This window comes from Cypionkella sp. TWP1-2-1b2 (genome assembly GCF_049896245.1).
Lineage (GTDB): Bacteria > Pseudomonadota > Alphaproteobacteria > Rhodobacterales > Rhodobacteraceae > Cypionkella.
In genome coordinates this window covers 68,498-91,330 of sequence record NZ_JAFCTX010000010.1, presented here as the reverse complement: position 1 = coordinate 91,330, position 22,833 = coordinate 68,498, and the positions used below count along the sequence as shown (strand labels likewise).

At 59.5% G+C, this 22,833-nt stretch carries 26 protein-coding genes; 16 read left to right on the top strand and 10 right to left on the bottom strand.

Annotated elements, in window-relative coordinates; genetic code table 11:
* The first annotated feature begins 185 nt into the window (after positions 1-185).
* From hspQ to ACP7AP_RS08720, 10 genes are all read left to right on the top strand, one after another.
* The gene (hspQ, locus tag ACP7AP_RS08765) at positions 186-512 is read left to right on the top strand and encodes a heat shock protein HspQ (protein WP_426033824.1); all 327 of its coding nucleotides are present in this window, start codon (positions 186-188) and stop codon (positions 510-512) included.
* An 84-nt stretch (positions 513-596) separates the two neighbouring features.
* The gene (locus ACP7AP_RS08760; RefSeq protein ID WP_426033823.1) at positions 597-932 is read left to right on the top strand and encodes an STAS domain-containing protein; all 336 of its coding nucleotides are present in this window, start codon (positions 597-599) and stop codon (positions 930-932) included.
* A gap of 4 nt (positions 933-936) precedes the next feature.
* The gene (locus ACP7AP_RS08755; protein ID WP_426033822.1) at positions 937-1,389 is read left to right on the top strand and encodes an ATP-binding protein; all 453 of its coding nucleotides are present in this window, start codon (positions 937-939) and stop codon (positions 1,387-1,389) included.
* Positions 1,390-1,606: 217 nt separating this feature from the next.
* Positions 1,607-3,178 (top strand): gamma-glutamyltransferase family protein, encoded by a 1,572-nt coding sequence (locus tag ACP7AP_RS08750; protein WP_426033821.1) that lies wholly within the window; start codon positions 1,607-1,609, stop codon positions 3,176-3,178.
* A gap of 1 nt (position 3,179) precedes the next feature.
* Positions 3,180-3,626: a GAF domain-containing protein gene (locus ACP7AP_RS08745; RefSeq protein WP_426033820.1), complete on the top strand. Its 447-nt coding sequence runs from the start codon at positions 3,180-3,182 to the stop codon at positions 3,624-3,626.
* Positions 3,623-3,982 carry a GFA family protein gene (locus ACP7AP_RS08740; protein WP_426033819.1) on the top strand — a complete coding sequence of 120 codons (360 nt, stop codon included), beginning with the start codon at positions 3,623-3,625 and terminating at the stop codon, positions 3,980-3,982. Before ACP7AP_RS08745 ends, ACP7AP_RS08740 begins: the two co-directional genes overlap by 4 nt.
* 12 nt (positions 3,983-3,994) lie before the next feature.
* The gene (locus ACP7AP_RS08735) at positions 3,995-4,618 is read left to right on the top strand and encodes a LysE family translocator (RefSeq protein WP_426033818.1); all 624 of its coding nucleotides are present in this window, start codon (positions 3,995-3,997) and stop codon (positions 4,616-4,618) included.
* A gap of 3 nt (positions 4,619-4,621) precedes the next feature.
* Positions 4,622-5,515 (top strand): homocysteine S-methyltransferase family protein, encoded by an 894-nt coding sequence (locus tag ACP7AP_RS08730; RefSeq protein ID WP_426033817.1) that lies wholly within the window; start codon positions 4,622-4,624, stop codon positions 5,513-5,515.
* Positions 5,512-6,165 (top strand): RluA family pseudouridine synthase, encoded by a 654-nt coding sequence (locus ACP7AP_RS08725; protein WP_426033816.1) that lies wholly within the window; start codon positions 5,512-5,514, stop codon positions 6,163-6,165. The genes ACP7AP_RS08730 and ACP7AP_RS08725 overlap by 4 nt, the downstream gene beginning before the upstream one ends.
* Positions 6,166-6,252: 87 nt before the next feature.
* Entirely contained in the window at positions 6,253-7,881 is a 1,629-nt protein-coding gene (locus tag ACP7AP_RS08720; protein WP_426033815.1) for an FMN-binding glutamate synthase family protein, read from the top strand.
* On the opposite strand, the gene ACP7AP_RS08715 is transcribed toward ACP7AP_RS08720, so the two are convergent.
* Both ACP7AP_RS08715 and ACP7AP_RS08710 read right to left on the bottom strand, forming a co-directional pair.
* The gene (locus ACP7AP_RS08715; RefSeq protein WP_426033814.1) at positions 7,878-9,854 is read right to left on the bottom strand and encodes an FAD-dependent oxidoreductase; all 1,977 of its coding nucleotides are present in this window, start codon (positions 9,852-9,854) and stop codon (positions 7,878-7,880) included. The two genes, ACP7AP_RS08720 and ACP7AP_RS08715, sit on opposite strands and share 4 nt — an antisense overlap.
* A gap of 123 nt (positions 9,855-9,977) precedes the next feature.
* Positions 9,978-11,423 (bottom strand): aldehyde dehydrogenase family protein, encoded by a 1,446-nt coding sequence (locus ACP7AP_RS08710; protein WP_426033813.1) that lies wholly within the window; start codon positions 11,421-11,423, stop codon positions 9,978-9,980.
* A gap of 226 nt (positions 11,424-11,649) precedes the next feature.
* Between ACP7AP_RS08710 and ACP7AP_RS08705 the strand changes: the two genes are divergently transcribed.
* The gene (locus ACP7AP_RS08705; RefSeq protein ID WP_426033812.1) at positions 11,650-12,306 is read left to right on the top strand and encodes a peroxiredoxin; all 657 of its coding nucleotides are present in this window, start codon (positions 11,650-11,652) and stop codon (positions 12,304-12,306) included.
* Here the strand turns inward: ACP7AP_RS08705 and ACP7AP_RS08700 are convergent.
* Together ACP7AP_RS08700 and pnp are read right to left on the bottom strand one after the other, a co-directional pair.
* Positions 12,266-13,381, bottom strand: coding sequence for a rhamnan synthesis F family protein (locus ACP7AP_RS08700; RefSeq protein WP_426033811.1), 1,116 nt, complete (start codon positions 13,379-13,381; stop codon positions 12,266-12,268). The genes ACP7AP_RS08705 and ACP7AP_RS08700 overlap by 41 nt on opposite strands.
* Before the next feature lie 131 nt (positions 13,382-13,512).
* Positions 13,513-15,651 (bottom strand): polyribonucleotide nucleotidyltransferase, encoded by a 2,139-nt coding sequence (gene pnp, locus ACP7AP_RS08695; protein WP_426033810.1) that lies wholly within the window; start codon positions 15,649-15,651, stop codon positions 13,513-13,515.
* Positions 15,652-15,948: 297 nt separating this feature from the next.
* Between pnp and ACP7AP_RS08690 the strand changes: the two genes are divergently transcribed.
* Together ACP7AP_RS08690 and ACP7AP_RS08685 are read left to right on the top strand one after the other, a co-directional pair.
* Positions 15,949-16,098 carry a hypothetical protein gene (locus tag ACP7AP_RS08690; protein WP_426033809.1) on the top strand — a complete coding sequence of 50 codons (150 nt, stop codon included), beginning with the start codon at positions 15,949-15,951 and terminating at the stop codon, positions 16,096-16,098.
* A complete protein-coding gene (locus tag ACP7AP_RS08685; protein ID WP_426033808.1) occupies positions 16,095-16,484 on the top strand; it encodes a hypothetical protein in 390 nt (129 codons plus the stop codon). The genes ACP7AP_RS08690 and ACP7AP_RS08685 overlap by 4 nt, the downstream gene beginning before the upstream one ends.
* Before the next feature lie 120 nt (positions 16,485-16,604).
* On the opposite strand, the gene rpsO is transcribed toward ACP7AP_RS08685, so the two are convergent.
* Complete coding sequence (gene rpsO, locus ACP7AP_RS08680; protein ID WP_426033807.1) at positions 16,605-16,874, bottom strand: 30S ribosomal protein S15; 270 nt, start codon at positions 16,872-16,874, stop codon at positions 16,605-16,607.
* A gap of 362 nt (positions 16,875-17,236) precedes the next feature.
* Between rpsO and ACP7AP_RS08675 the strand changes: the two genes are divergently transcribed.
* Positions 17,237-18,298, top strand: a complete 1,062-nt coding sequence (locus ACP7AP_RS08675) for a calcium-binding protein (protein WP_426033806.1) — start codon at positions 17,237-17,239, stop codon at positions 18,296-18,298.
* Here the strand turns inward: ACP7AP_RS08675 and ACP7AP_RS08670 are convergent.
* From ACP7AP_RS08670 to rbfA, 4 genes are all read right to left on the bottom strand, one after another.
* Entirely contained in the window at positions 18,284-18,802 is a 519-nt protein-coding gene (locus tag ACP7AP_RS08670; protein WP_426033805.1) for a DUF1643 domain-containing protein, read from the bottom strand. The genes ACP7AP_RS08675 and ACP7AP_RS08670 overlap by 15 nt on opposite strands.
* 229 nt (positions 18,803-19,031) lie before the next feature.
* A complete protein-coding gene (gene truB / locus ACP7AP_RS08665) occupies positions 19,032-19,934 on the bottom strand; it encodes a tRNA pseudouridine(55) synthase TruB (RefSeq protein ID WP_426033804.1) in 903 nt (300 codons plus the stop codon).
* Positions 19,935-19,982: 48 nt separating this feature from the next.
* On the bottom strand, positions 19,983-20,699 hold the full coding sequence (locus ACP7AP_RS08660) for a phosphodiester glycosidase family protein (protein ID WP_426033803.1): 717 nt from the start codon (positions 20,697-20,699) through the stop codon (positions 19,983-19,985).
* Positions 20,700-20,701: 2 nt separating this feature from the next.
* Positions 20,702-21,136: a 30S ribosome-binding factor RbfA gene (gene rbfA / locus ACP7AP_RS08655; RefSeq protein WP_426033802.1), complete on the bottom strand. Its 435-nt coding sequence runs from the start codon at positions 21,134-21,136 to the stop codon at positions 20,702-20,704.
* 93 nt (positions 21,137-21,229) lie between these two features.
* Between rbfA and dapB the strand changes: the two genes are divergently transcribed.
* A complete protein-coding gene (gene dapB, locus ACP7AP_RS08650; protein ID WP_426033801.1) occupies positions 21,230-22,039 on the top strand; it encodes a 4-hydroxy-tetrahydrodipicolinate reductase in 810 nt (269 codons plus the stop codon).
* Positions 22,040-22,196: 157 nt separating this feature from the next.
* A complete protein-coding gene (locus tag ACP7AP_RS08645; protein ID WP_426033800.1) occupies positions 22,197-22,550 on the top strand; it encodes a dihydrodipicolinate reductase in 354 nt (117 codons plus the stop codon).
* A 92-nt stretch (positions 22,551-22,642) separates the two neighbouring features.
* Here ACP7AP_RS08645 and ACP7AP_RS08640 read toward each other — a convergent pair whose 3' ends face one another.
* Positions 22,643-22,813 (bottom strand): DUF1674 domain-containing protein, encoded by a 171-nt coding sequence (locus ACP7AP_RS08640; protein WP_426033799.1) that lies wholly within the window; start codon positions 22,811-22,813, stop codon positions 22,643-22,645.
* Positions 22,814-22,833 lie beyond the last annotated feature (20 nt).

Sequence of the window (22,833 nt, the reverse complement as noted above, 5' to 3'; positions counted from 1 at the left end):
AAATGGGCATGTCTGCGTTTTCACATGACAATCCCGTGCTAAACCCGGTTTCGGCGGATTTTCGGTCGGCAAGGCACAGCCAGACTAGGCCGCAGCCCAATACAGACTGTTTCCCCCGCAGCGCGCCTGTGGAATAGACACCGCCTGCGCAACGGATTACTAACTCTTATGGGGGCACATATGCTATGCTGAAGACTGCGGCCAAATATCACATCGGTCAGGTGCTTCGTCATCGCAAGCATCCATTTCGCGGTGTGGTGTTCGATGTGGACGCGATGTTTTCCAACACCGAGGAATGGTATTATGCCATCCCGGAAGACGCCCGCCCCTCGCGCAATCAGCCGTTTTACCACCTGCTGGCCGAGAATGACCAAAGCTATTATGTCGCCTATGTGTCGGAGCAGAATCTCGTGCCCGATGAGACGGGCGAGCCGATCACCCATCCCGATCTGCCCGATCTGTTCGGTGATTTTGAGAATGGTCGCTATCCGCTGCAATTCCAGCTGAATTAATTCCGCTATTACAGCCGCCGCTTACCGATCAGTAACCTCTTGCGCCTAAGCTGAGCCCAGTTTTCCAACAAAGGGGCCAAGCAGATGCAGCTTGTGGCAGAACAACGTGGCGAAATGATTGTGGTCAGCGCTTTGGGCGACCGTATCGACGCCGCAGGCGCGATCCAGTTCAAAGATCGGATGCGCGAACTTACCCAAACGCCGTCGCTGCGGGTGATCCTGGATATGTCGCGGGTGGCGTTTCTGGACAGCAGCGGTCTGGGCGCGGTGGTGGCGGTGATGAAGGCTTTAGGGCCGGATCGGAAGCTAGAGCTTTCCGGTCTGACCGCCACGGTGCAAAAGGTGTTCCGGCTGACCCGGATGGACAGTATTTTCACCATCCATGATCAGCTGCCCGACGGTTTGCGGCAGGTGGGGTAGACCGATGGACGCCAATGCCGTCGAATTCTCCTCCAGCACCCGGTTGACGATTCCGGGGCGGCAAACGGCGGTGCGCGATGGCTTGCGCGCCCTGCTGGACACGCTGTTGCTGCAAAGCCTGCCCGAAGACGGTCGCGGCACCGCCGAAATCGTGCTGGCAGAGGCGTTGAACAACACCGTTGAACATGCCTATGCCCATCATGATGGCGAAATCGAAATCTCGCTGCAACTGCGGCGGAACGAATTGCTGTGCTTGATCTCGGACACCGGTCTGCCGATGCCCGACGGTCAACTGCCCGCAGGTGTGCTTGCCCCGCTTGCGGATTTTGCTGATCTGCCCGAAGGCGGCTTCGGTTGGCATTTGATTCGCAGCCTGTCGAAAGACCTATGCTATCGTCGGGAAGGCGGGCGCAACCTGCTCAGCTTCCGGTTAGACACGCAACAATCGCCCGCTTGATCTGCGATTGTTTCAACTTCGTCAGAACTGCCATCCATTTGCCGAAATTTCCCCCTAATACAGCCGCCGATAATGCCGATACTGGGCCTGTAGCTGCATAAAGCTTCCCTCGGCGCTGCGGATATTGCCCCCGCCCAGTTCGTGGCGCCGAGGTTCATCTCTCTCTTGGAAGTCCTGCAACAACTCCCTAGGTTTGCCGCCAACAGGAGGTTTTTTCATGCGCGATTTTCAGGCTCCGGGCCGCTCGGCGATTTATGCCAGCAATGGCATCTGCGCCACCTCACATCCCTTGGCCGCCAAAGTCGCGGTTGAGGTGCTGGAGGCGGGCGGCAACGCGGTGGATGCCGCCATCGCAGGCGCTATTTTGCTGGGGATATGCGAGCCGCAGATGACCGGCATCGGCGGCGATTGCTTTGCGCTGATCAAGCCCGCTGGCGAAGAACGCATTGTCGCGCTGAACGGCTCTGGTCGCGCGCCGAAAGCCTATTCGGCGCAAGCGATACGCGACCGTGGTCTTAATGCCGTGCCGCTGCGCGGCGTCGATCCGGTCACAGTGCCCGGTGCGATGGACGCGTTTTGCCGGCTGTCCACCGATTGGGGCAAACTGGACCTCGACCGTGTGCTGGCCCCGGCGATTCGCTATGCCGATGAAGGTGTTCCCGTTGCCCCCCGCGTGGCCTTTGACTGGGCTGCGGATGGCCCGGAACTGACAGGCGACGCCCGCAAGTTTTACCTGCTGGATGGTCAGGTGCCAAAAATCGGCCAAGCGTTCCGCGCCCCCGGTCAAGCCGAAGTGCTGCGCCGCATTGCCCGCGAAGGCCGCGCCGGGTTCTACGAAGGCGAAATCGCCGAAGATATGGTGAGCTCTCTGCAAGCCATGGGCGGCAGCCACACTATGGAAGATTTTGCAGCCACCGCTTGCACTTACACCGACCCTATCGCGTGCGAATACAAGGGGGTCGAACTGGTCGAGCATCCGCCAAACGGTCAGGGTGCCACCGCGATCTTGCTGCTGAACATCCTCAAGCACTTTGACCTCGCCGCGATGGACCCGTTCGGCACCCAGCGCGCCCATATTGAGGCCGAGGCCGCCAAGCTGGCCTACGATGCCCGCAACCGCTTTATTGCCGAGGCCACACCGCGTCTTGATCACATGCTGTCGCCAGAAACCGCAGCCAAACTGGCCGCGCTGATCGACCCCAAACGCGCGATGCCAGCGGCGCCCCCGCTGAGCGAAGCTGTCCACAAAGACACCATCTACATCACGGTGGTGGACCGCGACCGCATGGCGGTGTCGCTGATATATTCGATTTTCTGGGGCTTTGGCGCGGGTATCGCATCGCAGAAATTTGGCATCAACTTCCAGAATCGCGGCGCGGGCTTCAGCCTTCAGTCCGGCCATCCGAATGAGGCAGGCGGCGGCAAGCGCCCGATGCACACGATCATTCCGGGCATGTTGCGCAAAAATGGCAAAGTTATCATGCCGTTCGGCGTGATGGGCGGGGCCTACCAACCCTGCGGTCACGCGCGGTTTGTCACCAATATGGTCGATTACGGCTTGCAGGCCCAAGCCGCCATCGACGCGCCACGCTGTTTTTCGGGGGCCGAGGGCATGTTGGTGGAAAGCGGATACTCGGGCCAAGTCCGCACCGAACTGACGCAGATCGGGCATCAGGTGTCGCTGTCGCCCGAGCCGATCGGCGGCGCGCAAAGCATCCTGATCGACGAATCCGGCATCCTGATCGGCGCGTCAGACCCACGCAAAGACGGCTGCGCTTTGGGGTATTGATATGCAAGACGTAACCAACAGCATCCGCGCCCTGACCCATGGTGAAACCGACACCGTGGCGCTGATGGCCACCGTGGCGTGCGAGTTGCACCACGCCCACCCCTTCGCCGATTGGACTGGGTTTTACCGTGTCACTGAACCTAACATGTTGAAAATAGGCCCCTATCAAGGTGGTCACGGTTGCCTTGTCATCCCATTTTCGCGCGGCGTTTGCGGGGCTTGCGCGCGCACAGGGCAGGTACAAAACGTGCCGGATGTCGATGTCTTCCCCGGCCATATCGCCTGCGCCAGCTCGACAAAATCCGAACTGGTGCTGCCGGTCTGGAACGGTGCCGGGCAGCTTTTGGGTGTCTTGGACATCGACAGCAACACCCCTGCCGCCTTCACCAAGGCCGATGAGGATTGGCTGGTGCCACTGTTGGCCGAAGTGTTCAGGCACGCAGAATGAAGGGCGGGTGTCTCTGCGGTCAGGTGCGGTTTGAGGCAGACGCGCCCTTGCGCGATGTGTTCGCCTGCCACTGTTCGCAATGCCGCAAAACCTCGGGGCATTTCTGGGCCGCCACTTCGGTGCCGCTCGACCGCTTCCGGCTAACCGAATCCGCAGGCCTGCGCTGGTTCCAATCCTCGACCCAAGCCCGACGCGGATTTTGTGGCACTTGCGGTTCCAGCCTGTTCTGGGAGCCCGTCGGTGAAGGCCGCATCAGCATCGCCGCTGGTGCGTTAGACGGTGACACGGGGCTCTCTATCACCCAGCATTGGTGCGTCGAGGATAAAGGCGATTACTACGACATTTCAACGCCTTAAGCCGGAGCTGTCATGTGGGATATCATCAACGGCATCGGTCTGCATAACATGCTTGCCTTCATTGGCGGCGGCTTGCTGGTGAACCTGACGCCCGGACAGGATGTGTTTTTCGCCACCGCTTCGGGCATTCAAGGCGGGCCACGCGCGGGCGTGATGGCGGGGCTGGGCGTCGGCCTTGGTGCGTTGTGGCATGTGGCGCTTTCGGCGCTTGGCCTCTCGGCGCTGATTGCCGCCAACCCCGGGGCGCTAAGTGCAATTAAATACACAGGGGCTGGCTATCTGCTTTATATCGCTTGGAAATCTTGGCGCGACAGTGGCGAGATCGCCCCCGGCAAGGGCCAACGCACGGGCTGGACGGCGTTCCGCAAGGGCGCATTCACCAACATGCTGAACCCAAAGCCGATTCTGTTCATGCTGGCCTTTCTGCCGCAATTCGTGAACCCCGGCCTTGGCCCGGTTTGGCAGCAAATCCTGCTACTCGGTACGATCTTCGGCATCACGGGCACGATCATCACCGCCAGTTATGGCTATTTGGCAGGGCGCGCAGGCCATGCTATGGGCGCACGTATGGGCGTGTTGAACAAACTCGCAGCGGTGCTTTTTGCGGGTCTGGCGGCCCGGTTGATCACGGAGTGAATGATGCAGATTACCCTTCTCGATGGCGGCATGGGCCAGGAACTGATCGCGCGCTCGGGCGATGATCCAACGCCGCTGTGGGCCACCCGCGTGATGATCGACCATCCCGGCTTGGTGAAGGCCATCCACGACGATTACTTCGCGGCGGGCGCTTCGGTCGCCACCACCAACACCTATAACATCCTGCATGATCGGCTGGAGGGTGTGGGTCTGGATGTGCTTTACCACGCGCTGCACCTGCGCGCCCTGATGGAAGCGCATGAGGCAAAAGCCCAAGCCGGACGCGGGATGATCGCCGGGTCAATGGGCCCGTTAGGCGAATCCTACCGCCCCGATCTGACGCCGCCTGTATCGGTTTCCGCCCCGCTTTACGCCGAAAAAGCCCGCATCCTCGCGCCACATGTCGACGTGATCCTGCTGGAAACCATGTCATCACTGGACCTTGCGCGCGGCGCGTTACAGGGCGCGCAAGCCGCTGGCCTGCCGGTCTGGCTGTCGGTTTCAGTGCATGACCGTGACGGCAGCCGCTTGCGCTCGGGTGAACCCATCGCTGGCCTGCGCGATCTGATTGCCGAACACCCCACCGCCGCCGTTCTGGCAAACTGCTCGATGCCCGAGGCGATGTTGGCCGCGCTGCACGAACTGTCTACCATGGGCTTGCCCTTCGGCGCCTATGCCAATGGCTTTAGCGAAATCTCCGGCCTGCCTTTGCCCGATGCAGTTGCCGCCCCCGATTACACCCAACGCCATGATCTGTCGCCCGAGAAATACACCGCTTTCGTGATGGAATGGATCGCCCTTGGGGCCACCATCGTCGGCGGTTGCTGCGAGGTTGGCCCCGCCCATATCCGCCACCTTGCCGCCAGCCTGAAAGCCGCAGGCCACAGCATCTTATGATCCCGGACTTTATCTATAATCCACCGGATGTGCCGCTGGATATCCTGTTTCAGGATGCGCAGATCATCGTGGTGAACAAACCTGCGGGCCTGCTGTCGGTGCCGGGCAAGCTGGAAGGGCGCGAGGATTGCCTGACCTCTCGCCTGCAAGCGGCGCATTGGGATACTTTGCTGGTGCATCGTCTGGATTGTGACACCTCTGGCGTGATGATTTTTGCCCGCACCAAACAAGCGCAAGGCTTTCTGGGACAGGAATTTGAAAAACGGCGCGCCAGGAAAACCTACATCGCAGAAGTTTACGGGCAGTTAACGCCGGATCAGGGCCATATCGACTTGCCGCTGTGTACCGATTGGCCAAACCGTCCGCGCCAAATGGTGGATCACACCCACGGTCGCCCTGCCCAAACCGATTGGCAGGTGATCTCGCGCGGCCCTGACACCACCCGGGTCCGCCTGTTTCCCCTCACCGGGCGCAGCCATCAGTTGCGGGTGCACATGCTGGCGCAGGGCTGCCCGATCTTGGGCGATCCGATCTATGCCACGGGAAAGGCGCGTGATTTTCCGCGCCTGATGCTGCATGCCGAAAGCCTGTCGCTGCACCATCCCGAGACCAAAGACTGCATCAGCTTCAGCGCCCCGCTGCCATTTTAATGTGACAAGACTTTGTGACATTCCGGCGTTAACCTGACGGCAATTTATTTGGCGCTAGATGGCGGTCAGAGGGCTGCCCAAAGGATCATGATGCAATTTCTGCGCTATCCGTTCGAGCCTCGCTATTCTGTGATGACGCTGTGTGTGGTGCTTGCCGTGGTTTTTGCCGCCCTCAGCCAACGCTGGCTGGCCTATGCCGACGTGTTGGAACTGCTGAGCGTGGTGATGCTGGGGCTGGTGGCTTTGGGGGTCCATGATCTGCGGCAAACCCGCCACGCCATCTTACGCAATTACCCGATCGTGGCGCATATGCGGTTTCTGCTGGAAGACATCCGCCCCGAATTGCGGCAATATTTCTTTGAGGGCGATAAAGACGGCGCGCCTTTCGCCCGCGACCAACGTGCCATCGTCTATCAACGCGCGAAGAAAGAGCTGGATAAACGCCCGTTCGGCACGATGTATGACGTGTATCAGGAACAATACGAATGGCTGCATCACTCGATAGCTCCCAAACCAGCCGCCGCGATTGACGCGATGCGGGTTGATATCGGCCTTGGCCCGCGCGCCTATTCGGCCTCGCTTTTGAACATTTCCGCGATGAGTTACGGCGCGCTTTCGGCCAATGCGATCCGGTCGCTGAACAAAGGCGCGCGATCTGGCGGCTTTTTTCACGATACGGGCGAGGGTGGGGTTTCGCCCTACCACCGCGAATTTGGCGGCGATCTGGTGTGGGAATTGGGCTCGGGCTATTTCGGCGCGCGCAATCTGGCGGGCGGCTTTGATGCGACCTTGTTCGCCGAGGCCGCTGCCGATCCGCAGATCAAAATGGTCGAATTGAAACTATCGCAGGGCGCAAAACCCGGTCATGGCGGCGTGCTGCCAGCAGCGAAAGTCACCGAAGAAATCTCACGTATTCGCGGCGTACCGATGGGGCAGGATTGCGTCTCGCCCGCAAGTCATAGCGAATTTTCGACCCCTGCGGGCCTGTTGGAGTTTACCGCCCGGATGCGGGAATTGTCGGGCGGCAAGCCTGCCGGATTTAAGCTGTGTATCGGCCATCCGTGGGAGTTTATGGCGATCTGCAAGGCGATGTTGGAAACCGGCATCACCCCGGATTTCATCGTGATTGACGGTAAAGAGGGCGGCACCGGGGCGGCACCGCTGAAGTTTATGGATCATGTCGGCATGCCGTTGCGTGACGGATTATCCTTTGTCCACAATGCTTTGGTGGGTGTCGGTTTGCGTGAGAAAATCAAGATCGGCGCGTCGGGCAAGATCACCTCAGCCTTCGATATGGCCAAGGTGATGGCTTTGGGCGCCGATTGGTGCAACGCCGCGCGCGGCTTCATGTTCGCGGTCGGCTGCATCCAAGCGCAGTCTTGTCATACCGGGCTGTGCCCCACCGGCGTCACCTCGCAAGACCCCGCCCGTCAGCGCGCCATCGTGGTGCCGGATAAGGCGCAAAGGGTGGCGAATTTCCACCACAACACCCTGCACGCTTTGGCCGAACTGGTCGCCGCCGCAGGGCTTTCGCATCCGCAAGAGCTGCGCCCACATCATTTCCAGCGCCGCGCTTCCTCCGACAAAGTGATCTCGTTTGCCGAACAATATGAGCAGCTGAAACCCGGTCAACTGCTCGCCGATCCAGCCTCCTCGCCGCATTTCCGTGACGCTTGGGCGCTGTCTTCGGCCAGTAGCTTTGCGCGGGTTGGTTAAAGCGAAAGCGCCAGCTTGCGGCCTTCGTGAAACGCATAGGCCGCAAGCCGGGGGGCCACGCAATCGCCAATCCGCAGCACCTTCTTGCCCGGAAATGTCTCGGGGAACGGATCAAACGCCCGGTTCGTCGTGGCCATCACCAGACCCGAGGCGGCCATAACCTCCTCGTCTTTGGTCAGCAGGTTCAACACCGTCGCCCCATTGCCATGCCAGCGCGCGATGCAAGCTTCGGTTTTGAACACCACCCCCAGCTTTGCCAACCTGCGCCGCGCCGCGCCATCTGCCGCCGTCCGGGCAATTTCTTTGCCGACAAACGCTTCCGGCGTCACGATCGTCACTTGCTTGCCCGCCTCGGCCAAAGCCCAAGCCGTGCCAACCCCGCGCCAGTTTGACCCCTCATCATAGACGATCACCGCATCGCCCAACCGCGCCTCGCGCCGCATCACCTCCTCCGGCGACCACACGCCGCCCAACTCCAACCCCGGCAGGCTTTCCAGATGCGGCAACCAGCGTTGAAAGGCTTTTTCATCTGGCAAAGATCCCGTCGCCAGCACCACCACATCCGCCGGGTGCGCTGCGATCTCATCCGCATCTAGATAGGTGTTCAACCGCAAGGTCACAGCCAGCTTGGTAAACTGCCGCTCATACCAATCCAACAGATCCAAAATCTGCGCCCGGCGCGGCTGCATCCCGGCCAGCCGGAACTGCCCGCCGACCACCGGCAAAGCCTCTACGATTTCAACGCGGTAGCCACGCTCTGCCGCCCCACGCGCGGCCTCTAACCCAGCCGGACCGGCCCCCACCACCAGCACCGATTTCGGCACGACAGCCGCCCGAAACCGATCCCCGCCCCATTCAAACTCTCGCCCCACCGAAGGGTTAACCAAGCAGGAAATCCAATAATCCCGGCTGCGTCGGCCCCAGCACATCTGATTGCACGAGATACAACCGCGAATATCCTCGGCCCGACCTTCCGTCGCTTTGCGCGCCAAATGTGGATCGGCAATCTGCCCGCGCACGATAGACACCAGATCAGCTTCGCCCGCCGCGATGATCGCCTCGCCGTTTTCCGGTGTCCGCACCCCGGCCTCTGAGGTGATTTTGGCGTGCTTCACCAGCGCTTTAAGCTGTGCTGTCAGCGGCGTCGTCAGTTTTTCACCATGGGTGAACGGCGGAATGATCGCGTCAAATTCCAGATAGCTGCCGGCACCGACGGTGACATAATCCAGATGCCCCGTCGCATCATGCAAGGCGATGATTTCACATAGATTCTCGCCCGATAGCGTCGCAGAATAGGCGGTCGAATAGCTCACCGCCATCCCGACAATAAAATCTTCGCCACAGGCACGGCGGATATTTTCGATCAGAATCCGCGAAAACCGCGTTCGGTTCTCCAGCGAACCGCCCCATTTATCATCCCTCTGGTTCGACCACGGCGTCCAGAATTGATCCAGAAGCGAGTGGTATGCCGCCCAAACCTCGACCCCCTGAAAGCCGGATTTCTGCGCCCGCACCGCCGCCGCCAGATGCGCCGCAAGCAGTTCTTCAATCTCGGCTTCGGTCATTTTATGCGAGCCGTCGCTGTCGTGATACGACGGCCCGCCCGAGGGCGACCAATGCGGCGCAAAGCTGAGGTCGGAATCGCCATGCGCGCCGACATGATAAAGCTGCTGGCAAATCACCGCGCCTGCGTCTTTCACCTTTTCAGTAATACGCTGGAAATGCGGGATAATCTCATCAGAGCCATGCAGCATATTGCCGCGTGTCAGCACCCCGGTGCGATGCACCGGCACAGGTTCGGTCACGATCATGCCTGCACCACCTAAAGCACGTTCCAGGAAATAGCCCTCCATCCGCGCACCCGGCAGACCCTGATCGGCCATATTGTTGGTATGGGCACCGAAGACGATCCGATTGCGCAGGGTCTGGCCCCGCATTTGCAACGGCGAAAGCAAACGGGGATGCGACGTCATGTTGGCTCCTGCTGTGGCTAATCTCAGCAAAACCCGAATCGACATATGTGTCAAGTTTTACCATCGCCGCAGAAACGCAAAACGCCGCCCGGTGAGGGGCGGCGTTCTGGCTATGCGTCAAGCTTAGGCCAGTTCAGAATCCCAGCCCGAGATCGCCTTGGCCTCAAGGAACTCCTCAAGCCCCCAATGGCCGCCCTCACGCGCCCGACCCGAGGCTTTCACGCCACCAAAAGGCGATCCTGCCCCGCGTGACTTGCCGTTCATCTCGACCATGCCAGACCGCAAGCGCCGCGAAAGCCGATTGCGCCGCGCCCCATCACTCGATTGCACATAATTGGCTAAGCCATATGGCGTATCATTGGCGATCCGCACGGCGTCTTCTTCGGTATCGAAAGGAATGATCGACAGCACCGGGCCAAAGATTTCTTCGCGCTCAATCGTCATGCCCGGCACCACATCCGCGAACACCGTCGGCTTCACGTAATAGCCCCGGTTGAAGCCCTCTGGCAGACCCGGACCACCCGCCACCAGCCGTGCCCCCTCGTCGATGCCTTTCTGGATATAGCCCTGAATCTGCTCCCACTGGCGTTTGTTCACCACCGGGCCGATGTGCTTGCCCGCATCATGTGCCGAGCCAACCTGAATGGAATCGGCCACCCGCGCAGCAATCTCAACCGCGCGGTCGTAAATAGGGCGCTCCACCAGCATCCGGCTGGGCGCATTACAGCTTTGCCCCGAATTGTTCATCATATGCCGGACGCCACGCTCCACCGCTTTGTCATCGGCATCGGCGAAAATCAGGTTCGCACCTTTGCCGCCCAATTCCAGCGTCACGCGCTTCAACGTCTGCGCTGCGGCCGCCGAAATCGCCCGGCCAGCCCGAGTCGACCCCGTGAAGGAAATCATCTCAACATCCGGGTGCGCCGACAGCACCGCGCCCACCCCCGGCCCATCGCCATTTACCAAGTTGAACACGCCGGCGGGCACTCCAGCGTCATGGCAGAACTCGGCGAACAACAGTGCGTTCAGCGGGCTTTCTTCAGACGGCTTCAGCACGCATGTGCAGCCCGCCAAAATCGCCGGGATCACCTTCAGCGCGATCTGATTCATCGGCCAATTCCAAGGCGTGATCAGGCCCACCACGCCAATCGGCTCCAGCGCAATCCGGTCGTTCGGCGCATGCGGCCCCAGCGGGCGCACCCATTCCAGCGCATCAAACGCGGTCAGGAAATTCGTCGCATGCCACGGCAGGCAGGGCGCTTGGCTGTTGCGCGCCATATCAATCGGCGCACCCATTTCAACCGCGATGGCATGGGCGAGTTCTTCCAGCCGCAGTTCGTACTGCTGCAATATCTTCACCACAACCTCGCGCCGCACCGCAGGCGGGGTCGCAGCCCAAGCCGGAAATGCCGCCTTCGCCGCAGCCACCGCCGCATTGGTATCGGCTTCCGAGCCCAGCGAGATCACCGCACAGGGTTCTTCGGTGGAAGGATCAATCACCTCGCAATCGCGCGGGATGACGGGGGCGACCCATGTGCCGTTGATGTAAAAATCGCGCTTGATGATCATGCCAGTCTCCTAAGATTTGATCATAATATGGCAGCGGAAACCCATCCGCACAAGGGTGCCCCCGACAGCAAATGTCGCGAAACACCATCCGCAAACCAAGGCAGCTTTCCCGGCGGCGCAGCGCAAACAGAATTTCCTTCCCTTCTGGCGGCAAAGCCTCGCGGCATAGTGAAATTCCGTTCCAAATCGCTTACATAAACTGCATCAGACAGCTGCAGGAGAAAACATGTCTATCCGCATCAACGACATTGCCCCCGATTTCACCGCCGAATCCACCGCTGGCACCATCCATTTTCATGATTGGCTGGCAGGCGGCTATGCGATCATCTTCAGCCATCCGCGCGATTTCACCCCGGTTTGCACCACCGAATTCGGTGCGGTCGCCCAGCTGGCCCCCGAATGGGCCAAGCGCAACACCAAGGTAATCGGCGTTTCGGTGGATTCGGTCGCCGATCATGGCAAATGGAAGCGCGATATTGAGGCGTTTGGCGGTGCCCCTGCCGATTTTCCGATCATCGACGACACCAGCCTGACCGTCGCCAAAGCTTTTGATATGCTGCCCGCCGACTACTACCTGCCGACCGAAGGCCGCACCCCGGCCAACACCGCCACCGTCCGCACCGTCTATATCATCGGCCCGGATAAAAAGGTCCGCCTGTCGATGACCTATCCGATGTCGGTAGGCCGCAACTTCGCCGAAATTCTGCGGGCGTTGGATGCCGTGCAAGCCACCGACGGCGTGCCGATTGCCACCCCGGCCAACTGGCAGCCCGGTCAGGATGTGATTGTCGCCCTCAGCCTGAACAACGAGCAAGCCACCGAGAAATTCGGAGCACTGGATATCAAACTGCCCTATCTGCGGTTTGCGAAACAGCCGAAGTGACCATCGGGGCTATGCCGTCCCATCGTTGGATTTCGGCAAGCATGACCGGATTGCACTGTGGTCCGACTGACTGAATAAAATAGGGGCGGTGCTGTGCAAAGCGCCGCTCTTTCGATTTTTTCAGAAAGGGGAAATTCAGCGGCAGCCACACCGAAGGGTGTAGCAGTAGAATGAATTTGCGGAATTTTGCCGAGTTGATGTAGGCCTCGACCTCCGCACGCCAGCCGGGCTGGCCATGCCGGGCAACCAGCGGGCCGATCACCTCGCCACGTTTTTGTTCCAGTTTCGCCTCCAACTGAAGCACGGCAATCAAATCAGCATCCCCGAGTTGACCCAACGCCTTCTCGACATCCGGGAAATCCCAGCGCGCGCCAATCTTGTAGCCAGCAGAGCGGAAAACAGCGGTCATTTTGCGCTCACAGCGGCGGATGGTCCACTCCCGGTCACTTTGCAGATTTAACCGCTGCCAGTAGCGCTTGAACAAAGCCGTTCCGAACAGTTTACCACTGAACGCAAAGGCATAGGATTGCACATAGCGGTCGCTCACATGACGTTTGCGCTGTGACATGATCGCGCCGTAAAGATCGCAATCGCTGGCAAGAAGGTGCGCCAGAAAATCCTCACCGGGCAAGGTCGGGAACCAGACAGAATCATTCAGCAGCAGCAAGCGCGTCACGGGTCCCGGATTATCCAACAGCCACAGAATACCATCGCGATAGCCGCCAAAATCATAGCCGAAATTCGGGCGTTCGATCATGGCAAAACAATACGGAGCAAGCGCTTGTCGATCCGCTTCCGCAAGCGGCGTGTTCGACACGATCAACGTTGAAAACCCCTTCGCGGCAAGATGCTGGCAGGTTTCAAAGGTTGAGGTCAGCAGAGCGTCTTTCTGATGCAACAGATACAACGCCAGTTGCGCACCACGCGGCTGCAAACCCGGTGTAAAACGGCTGTTCTGGGCTTTGCTGCGGTCATGCAGGTAGCGCTGGATCGGCGCAGCAATGGCATAGAATGGGAATTTCAGATGCCGTGCGCTGCGCGCCAATTCACGTTTGATCACCCATTTCTGTACCATTATAAGTCTCACTTCCCGCATCCGTCCGTGTGCAGGCTTATCGCAATGACGCCAACAGTCCAAGCGCACAGGCATCGCATATGCAAAACGGCGCCAGAAGCCTCTGGCGCCGTTTGATCTGTCACAAAAGCTTACGCTTCAGCTTCTTCTTTGCTTTCAGAGATTTCCAGACCAGTTTCCTGATCCACCATCTTCATGCCCAAACGCACCTTGCCGCGATCGTCAAAGCCCAAAAGCTTGACCTTCACTTCCTGGCCTTCTTTCAGGATTTCGTTCGGATGGTTCAGACGCTTGTTGGCGATTTGGCTGACATGCACCAGACCATCACGCTTGCCGAAGAAGTTCACGAACGCCCCGAAATCGACCAGTTTCACCACTTTGCCAGTGTAAACTTGGCCTTCTTCCGGCTCTGCCACGATCGACCAGATCATGTCATAGGCCTTCTTGATGTTCTCGGCGGAAGACGACGCGATCTTGATGATGCCTTCGTCGTTGATATCAACCTTGGCACCCGACAGCTCGACGATCTCACGGATCACTTTGCCGCCCGAACCGATGACTTCACGGATTTTGTCGGTCGGGATTTTCAGGGTTTCGATTTTCGGCGCGTATTCCGAGAAGCCTTGCGGCGCGGAAAGTGCCTTGTTCATCTCTTCCAGGATGTGCAAACGCCCGTCTTTGGCCTGCGCCAAAGCCTGCGCCATGATCTCCGGCGTGATGCCAGCAACCTTGATATCCATCTGCATCGTGGTGATGCCGTTGGCGGTGCCTGCAACCTTGAAGTCCATATCGCCCAAGTGATCTTCATCACCCAGAATGTCGGTCAGAACAGCAAAGCGGCCATCATCTTCCAGAATCAGACCCATAGCGACGCCAGCCACCGGCGATTTCAGCGGAACGCCCGCATCCATCATCGACAGCGAACCACCGCAAACCGAAGCCATCGACGACGAGCCGTTCGATTCCGTGATCTCGGACACCAAACGGATGGTGTAAGGGAAGTCGGTCGAAGCTGGCAGAACCGCCTGCAACGCGCGCCATGCCAGTTTGCCATGACCAATCTCACGACGGCCCGGCGAGCCCACACGGCCCACTTCGCCGACCGAATAGGGAGGGAAGTTATAGTGCAGCAGGAAGTTCGAGCGCGAGTTGCCATGCAAAGCGTCGATGATTTGCTCATCTTCGCCAGTGCCCAAAGTGGTCACAACCAAGCCTTGGGTTTCGCCGCGGGTGAACAAAGCCGAACCATGGGTACGCGGCAGGATGCCGGTTTCCGACACGATCGGACGCACGGTTTTGTTGTCACGCCCGTCAATCCGCGCGCCACCGTTGATGATATCGCCGCGCAGGATCGAGGCTTCCAGCTTTTTGATCGCCGAACCGAGGTTTGCATCGGCCTTGTCCTCGTCAGACAACACGCCTTTGATCGCCGCAACAGCCGCCGAAATCGCCGAGGTCCGCTCTTGCTTGTCACGAATAGCAAACGCCGCGCGCATCTGCACTTCGCCCGCCGCTTTCACGCGACCATAAAGCTCGGAGTAATCCGGCGCATTGAAGTCGAACGGCTCTTTGGCGCAATCTTCGGCGAAGTCGATGATCAGGTCGATCACCGGCTGCATCGCAGCGTGGCCGAACTTCACAGCGCCCAGCATTTCTTCTTCGGTCAGCTCATAAGCTTCCGATTCCACCATCATCACGGCGTCTTTGGTGCCAGCGATAACCAGATCCAAGCGCTGATCCGGGTTGTTGCGCAGCTGATGCATATCATCAACCGATGGGTTCAGCTTGTATGCACCACCCGAGAAACCAACCCGCGCGGCGCCAATCGGCCCCATGAACGGCACGCCAGAAATCGTCAGCGCCGCCGAAACAGCGATCATCGCAACGATATCCGGGTCATTCTCAAGGTCATGGCTCAGCACAGTTGCCATCACCAGAACTTCGTTCTTGAAGCCTTCAACAAACAGCGGACGGCAAGGACGGTCGATCAGACGCGAGGTCAGCGTCTCTTTCTCGCTGGGCCGTGCTTCGCGTTTGAAAAAGCCGCCCGGAATTTTCCCAGCGGCGTAGTATTTCTCTTGATAATGCACGGTCAGTGGGAAGAAATCCTGCCCCGGTTTCGCCGCGCGCGCATAGGTCACGTTGGCCATGACGCTGGTTTCGCCCAGAGTGGCGATGACCGAGCCGTCAGCCTGACGGGCAACCTTGCCCGATTCCAGCGTCAGCGTATCTTCGCCCCACTGGATTGATTTTTTAGTCACGTTGAACATCTATCGTTCCCTGTATGGAAGCACCCATGGCCCCTGCCACGTCTTCCTTTTGAATCGCGGCCCCATTGCCGCCGCCCCCAATCCTAATGCATGCGGCCGGGGGCAGGCCTCATATCGCAGATTGCGCGCGTCTACAGGAAATTGGGGCGTTTGGGAAGGGGGAGTGGCTGTTTGACATCCTGCGCCAACAACGCCAATCTGATGGAATGGGCACGTTCACTATCCTTATCCGGCTCGATAAAACCTAGATTGAGATGCAGACCTAAAGATAGGCGATTTTCCAATGGCCGCGACTACATGCGCAAGCTGATCCGGTGCCATCAAACCCGGCAAGCGTCTTTGGCCGAGATGCAAGCCATGATCGACGCGGGGTTAGGATCAGGCCCGGCGCAGGCTTTTGATATGCAGGCATTCATCACCGAGCAAAAGTGCGGCGAGCGGCAATGAAATATGATGATGCAAGTTGGCATGCTGGGGGCGACTTTCCTGCAACCTCACCGGAAGAATACGGCGGCACCCATATCGCGCTGTTTATGAAGTGGTGTTTCATCAAAGGGTGGGCAGGCCAACTCCATCTGGATGAGTGGCCAGAAGATGTCGCTCAAGTCATAAATGGCGAAATGCCCGCCACCGAGTTTCTCTTCAAAAATCTGGACGGCAAGTTCACCGATGAAGACCTGACCGAAGAAGGAAATCGCTTTGCCAGTGCTTACTACGGCGAAAAAGCTAACTATCTTACCGATTATGCGGCGGCCTTTGGCCCGCTCTTGTATATGGCTCCAGAAAGCGACCATGACTTTGCACGCTTCTCGCAAATGATGGAAAAACAATAGGTTGCGCTTAACAAGCCGCAACAATCCCAAAGCAAGCCGTGGTGGAAAATCTGGTAAGCCCCCAAAAGCAAAACGCCCGCAGCTTTCACCACGGGCGTTCCAACTACCAAACCGAAAAGCTTAGCGACGCAGGCCGAGGCGTGCGATCAGCGAAGCGTAACGGGACTCATCTTTGCCCTTCAGATAGTCCAACAGCTTACGACGCTGAGCAACCTGCATCAGCAGACCGCGGCGCGAGTGGTTGTCTTTCTTGTGGGTTTTGAAGTGCTCGGTCAGCGTAGCAATACGCGACGACAGAATCGCAACCTGAACTTCCGGCGAGCCGGTGTCGTGTTCTTTGGTCGCATATTCTTTGATAAGACGGGCTTTTTCTTCGACGGTGATCGACATCGGGATCTCCTGTTAAGAGGGTTGCGGCACAAGCCGGGATGTCGTCCAGCAGAGCCAATGACACCGCCATCACTGACGGATGAGCGCAGATAGGGGAATTTTGCGGCAAAGGGAAGCAGAATTACACGCAACCAAAGCCGCTGCCAAAGCGTCGGCAAATCGTTTACCCCGGCAACTCGTTTACCCCACAAATCATTTACCATTACGGCAATAAGCGGCGAAATAGCCAAAACGGCTTTTGATCGGCAGGGGTGTTTGTGCTAACGTGATCTATAAATATCCCATATAACCAAAAGGTTAATGGGAAATATGGTTAACGAAAGGTTAACATCACCGGTTTCGCCGCGTCGGAGGTTGTCGTCATGCTTGGTTTGCTGGGTCTGCTTGGCGCGGTGTTCGCGGGGGCTATGGTCGATTCGTTCGCCGCGCCGGATGACAGCCCGGAAGAGGCCGATGATCACCCCGATGAAGCCCAAGACGACAGCGGCGATGAAAGCAACATCTTCCACATGCTGTCTTCCCGTGATGCCAGTGCGGCGGCACCCGACGATACCCCCAGCGAAGGCGATACCCCCGAACAAGACGGCGTGATCTCCTCCAATGACGTGATCGTCGCCGCCCCGGAAGACCTGTGGCTCAACGGCGATGATCTCGCCAATATGCTCAGCGGCGATGCAGGCGATGACCATATCGCTGGCCAAAGCGGCGATGATGCGCTGGCGGGCTATGCCGGCAATGACACGCTGATTGGTGACGACGGCGATGATGCCATCAATGGCGGTGCGGGTGATGACAGCCTGACGGGCGGCGCGGGGGCCGACCTGCTCCATGGAGAAGCGGGCGACGACAGCCTCGACGGCGGCGCTGATGCCGACACCCTGCAAGGTTGCGACGGCGATGACAGCCTGTCGGGCGGCGATGGTGCCGACAGCCTGATCGGCGGCGACGGCGACGACAGCCTGCAAGGCGATGCAGGCGATGACGCCCTCAATGGCGGCGCGGACAATGACCAACTGACAGGTGGTGCGGGCAGCGACACCCTCGACGGCGGCGCAGGCCATGACACCATTTGGGGCCAGACCGAAAACGACCCTGATCCCGCGCCTGATTTCATCAACGGCCAAGCTGGCGATGACACGCTGATGCTTGGCGCGGGCGACTATGGCAATGGCGGCGAAGGCAGCGATGAATTCCATCTCCTCGACATCGGCGCCAATGATCCGCCGATGCAGATCACCGATTTCAACCCGCAAGAAGATACGCTGGTGGTGATGTATGACGCCGCCGTCCATCCCGACCCGCAGCTGACGATGGAAACCTCTGACTCTGGCACCACCACACTGCTGCTGGATGGTGTCCCCCTGGCAAGCCTGCAATCCGTCGCAGACCTCGATCTCAACAGCATCACGCTACAAGCCGCTTGAGACCCACAATTCCGGCTGCACCTGATAGCCAATATACAACGGATGCTTCGGTGCCCCTGCAAGGGTCAGCCCCAGATGATACAGCGGCAACCCCGTGCCGCGCAGCAATTCCGCCACCGCCAAACCCCGCCCCAAATGCGCGCCATGACTGCCCCAGCCGCAAATCACCTGATCCGCCCACGCCGCACCCTCGGCAATCGCCGGATCATTCAGCGGTCCCACCGGATCAAACTGCGCCCGCATCACCTTCGGGTCGGTCGCGCGATAGGCAAAGATATTGGTCACCCGAAACGCGCCAAACCCCAAAGCCCGCGCGCGGCGCTCACAGCGCTCCACCGTCGGATCGTTCTGCACCTCGGTCGCGGTAGATGGGTTCAGCATTACAAACAATGCTTTACGTCCCCCCGGCTGCCAAACCCGCGTCAAAGCATAACGATACGCCTCGCAAGGCGAATACACCGCCACACTCTCCGCATCGCCCTTCAAATGCCGCCGCGTGATCATAAAGCGCTCCTCATACCCCGCTTGGTGCCGCCCAAACGGCCGCAGCGCGCCGCGCGGGAGTATTTCAAAAAGAGCAACTGCTTCAGGTTTGCTCTTTTCAAAATACTCCCCGCGGAGCGTCCGCATTCACACCCAGCGCACCACCCCAAACCGATTCCCCGGGGGTGCCGCCGCGTGGGCCCTCGATGGGCCCCAAGGCGGCACCCCCGCCTAGGTCAAACACCGGCCTTCAGTTAAACACCCGACTCGGATGCAACTCGCCGGATTTATAAATCCCCACCGCCACAGCCCGGCCCTGATAACTCGCCCAAGCCTCATCGCCGTAGCCAACTGACGAGGTCAAAACCATCCCCGGATTGCCGTTTTTCAAGCGTGCAGCGCCCTCCGGCGTGCAGGGCAGTTCCGGCAAATCCGCCAGCCCCAACTCCAACGGTTTCAAAAACGCATCCAACTCCGCAGTTTTAGCCAAAGCATCAATCTGCTCCAGCGAAATCCCTTCGGCGGCGGTAAACGGCCCCGACCACTCCCGCCGCAGCCACGCCACATGCCCCAGACAGCCCAAAACTGCTCCCAGATCGCGGGCAATCGAGCGCACATAGCCGCCCTTGCCACAGACCATCTCCAACTCCACCCGATCCGCCGAGGGCCGTGAGAGAACCTCCAGCCGCTCTACCCACAAAGGCCGCGCCGCCAGATCCATTGCCTCACCGATCCGCGCCAGATCATAGGCGCGCTCACCGTCCACCTTCACGGCGGAAAACTGCGGCGGCACCTGCTGAATATCGCCGCGAAACGCCGCCAACGCTGCTTCAATCTCGCGATCAGACGGCCGCAACGCCGACTCCGCAATCACCAACCCCTCGGCATCATCCGTCGTGGTCGCCGCCCCGAAATTCACCATGAAGCGGTAGCATTTCAGCGCATCCGTCACATAAGGCACCGTCTTGGTGGCCTCACCCAAAGCAATCGCCAACACCCCGGTCGCCGCCGGGTCCAGCGTGCCAGCATGGCCCGCCTTCTGCGCGTCCATCGCCCATTTCACCTTGTTGACCACGGCGGTCGAGGTGATCCCGGCAGGCTTGTCCACTACCAGCCAGCCCGAAACCGCCCTACCCTTTTTGCCGCGCGCCATTCCGATCTCCTGTTGCAAACCGCCCGATAGCCCCCGCTCAACCCAAGGTCAACGCGCAACCACCACGCCCACCATCGGCCCCATCGGAAAGCCCGCGTCATGCCGCCCAGAGTCATGATCATATAGCCGCGAGATCGAGCCATCAAAATACAGCGCATCCGGCAACCCCAGCCCATCGCGAAACAGCCGTGCGAAGGCGTAGAAATTGACCGGATCATTAGAAATCACAAACACCGCCCGATTGCCATCCGCCGAAACCCCCACGCCATTGCGGATATTCAACGAATCCGAATCGGCCAAAAACTTCGGATGCAGCTTTCCGCCAATCACCAGCATCGGCCCAGACTGCGTTGCATATCGGCACTTGGGCTCCGCCGCCTCAAACGCCAAAGTCTCGATCACCCGCAACGTCTTGCCGATACAAAACACCCCATTCGGCAGCAGCCCAAAATTCCCCGGCCCCGCCCGTGTCACCAAAGGTGCCGCCTGTGCCCCATTTTCCACATACAACCCCACCGGTGCCAAATCGCGATGATACATCCCGGCGTTCATCGCGAAATCCAGACGCAAACCCTGCGGCTTCAACGTCTGATCCACCGCCGAAAAACTGCCCAAAGCCCCCTCAGGCCCCGAATGAAACAGCCGCAGATCGTCAGCAGCGCTCACCTCGCAAACGGAATAAGAAGCGCCTTCAAACGCCATGTCCCGGCAGCCCGCAAAGGCCGCCGCGCCGCAAAAAGCCAGCACAAACGCCAGCCGCCACATGATTATTCCTGCGCCTTATCGTCAGCCGCCGCATCATCCGGCTTGGCAACATCCGCCTGCACGCGTGGGTCGGCAAACAGCCGCCGTGCCTCTTCCAGCCGATCAAACGTATCATCTGGCCGAAAGCGCAACTCCGGCGAATGCCGCAGGGTCATTTCAGCCGACACCCGCTTGCGCAGCTCCCAAGCGTTCTTCGCCAACGACGCAATCGCCTGCTCGACGCTCGCGCCACCCAGCAGCGGCATGACATAAACCGTCGCCACTTTCAGATCAACCGAGACGGAAACCTCGCCCACCGTGATCGACATGTCGTTCAGCACCGGATCATGCACCTCGCCGCGTGCCAAAATCTCCGACAATGTGCGCCGGATCAATTCGCCAACCCGAAGTTGACGCTGCGAAGGCCCCTTGGCCGAATAAGAACGTGTGTTTGCCATGCCGCCCCATACGCCAATCCGCCCCGGCCCGCAACGCCGGGCTTTCACGCCCCCCTGAAAACCGCTAAACCCGGCGAAACTGCGGAGCATCCCATGACCAACACCCCCGGCATCACCGTCACAGGCGCCTCAGGCCGCATGGGTCAAATGCTGGTGCGTGGTATTACCGCCCACCCAAGCGCCACCCTTGTCGGCTGCGTCGAGCGCCCCGGCCATGCGTGGATCGGCCAAGACGTAGGCCTGTGCATGGGTGGCGCAGCCCTTGGCGTCAAAGTCACCGATGATCCGCTTGAAGCCTTCGCGATCTCGCAAGCTGTGATCGACTTCACCGCCCCCGCCGCCACCGTCGCATTTGCGGCGCTGGCCGCCCAAGCCCGTGCCGTCCATGTCGTCGGCACCACCGGGCTGGAGCCTGCGCATCACGCCAAACTCGATCTGGCCGCCCATCACGCCGTGATCATCCAGGCCGGCAACATGAGCCTTGGCGTCAACCTGCTGACACGGCTGACGCAAAAGGTCGCCGCCGCCTTGGATGAAGATTGGGATATCGAGATCATCGAGCAGCATCACCGCATGAAGGTCGATGCCCCCTCTGGCACCGCTTTGATGCTCGGCCATGCCGCAGCGACAGGCCGTGGCATCGACTTCGATCAGGCAAAAGTCTCTGGTCGCGACGGCATCACCGGCGCGCGGCATCGCGGCGACATCGGTTTTTCGGCGATCAGGGGCGGCGATATCATAGGCGAACATGACGTGCTATTTGCCGCTGACGGCGAACGCATCATCCTGCGCCACCTCGCCACCGACCGCACGATTTTCGTGCGCGGCGCGATCAAAGCCGCGCTGTGGGGCCAATCCCAGAAGCCGGGCCGCTACGACATGATGGACGTGCTCGGCATCTAACTCCCTAAAATTTGTCTAAAATTTGCTTTCATACTGGCTTAAATATTCCGGGGGTTTGGGGGCTGGCCCCCAATCCAGCCTTCCAAAAATCACCCCATAACCTGATCCAAACCGCTTTCCCCAGCGTAAACGCACGATACCCCTATAAGGTGTCACCATGCGCAGCCTCGCCGCTTTCCTGCTTCTGACCGCGCCGGCTTTCGCGGAAACCTATCAGCCCATCACCGATCGCACAGCTTTTGTGGACATCATTGCAAAGCACGAGTTGCGTATCGGCCTGTACAATCTCAGCCTCACCATCACGCCCAAAGGCCAAATCACCGGCAGCGCTTTGGGCTGGCAGATCACTGGCGATTGGACATGGAAGGATGGTTACTTCTGTCGCAAGTTGGATTGGAGCGGCACACCGATCCCCTACAACTGCCAGCTTGTTGAAGCCAAAGGCACCGAAAAACTGCGATTTACCACCGACAAAGGTGCCGGAGATTCCGCCGCTTTTGATTTGCGTTGAAAACGGCACAGGCTTTTGTCACTACCAGATTTTGTAGTTAATGGGCGATAGACCACAAGTCTCTCCCAGCGGGGAACAGCCTGCAGCCAAAATCAAAAATCGACCGCCAGCCCCTTCTTCTCCCAATCGCCATAGCGCACAGGCTCTGGCCCGTTGCGGCCACCCAATTCTACAGCCCGCTCAACAACATCCGCCAAACGACGACGCTGCTCGGCTTCGGCCAATGCCCGCAGGGCTGCAGGGGGAAGTTCAGATCTGTTCATCGCGGTTTCCTTGCGGCTTC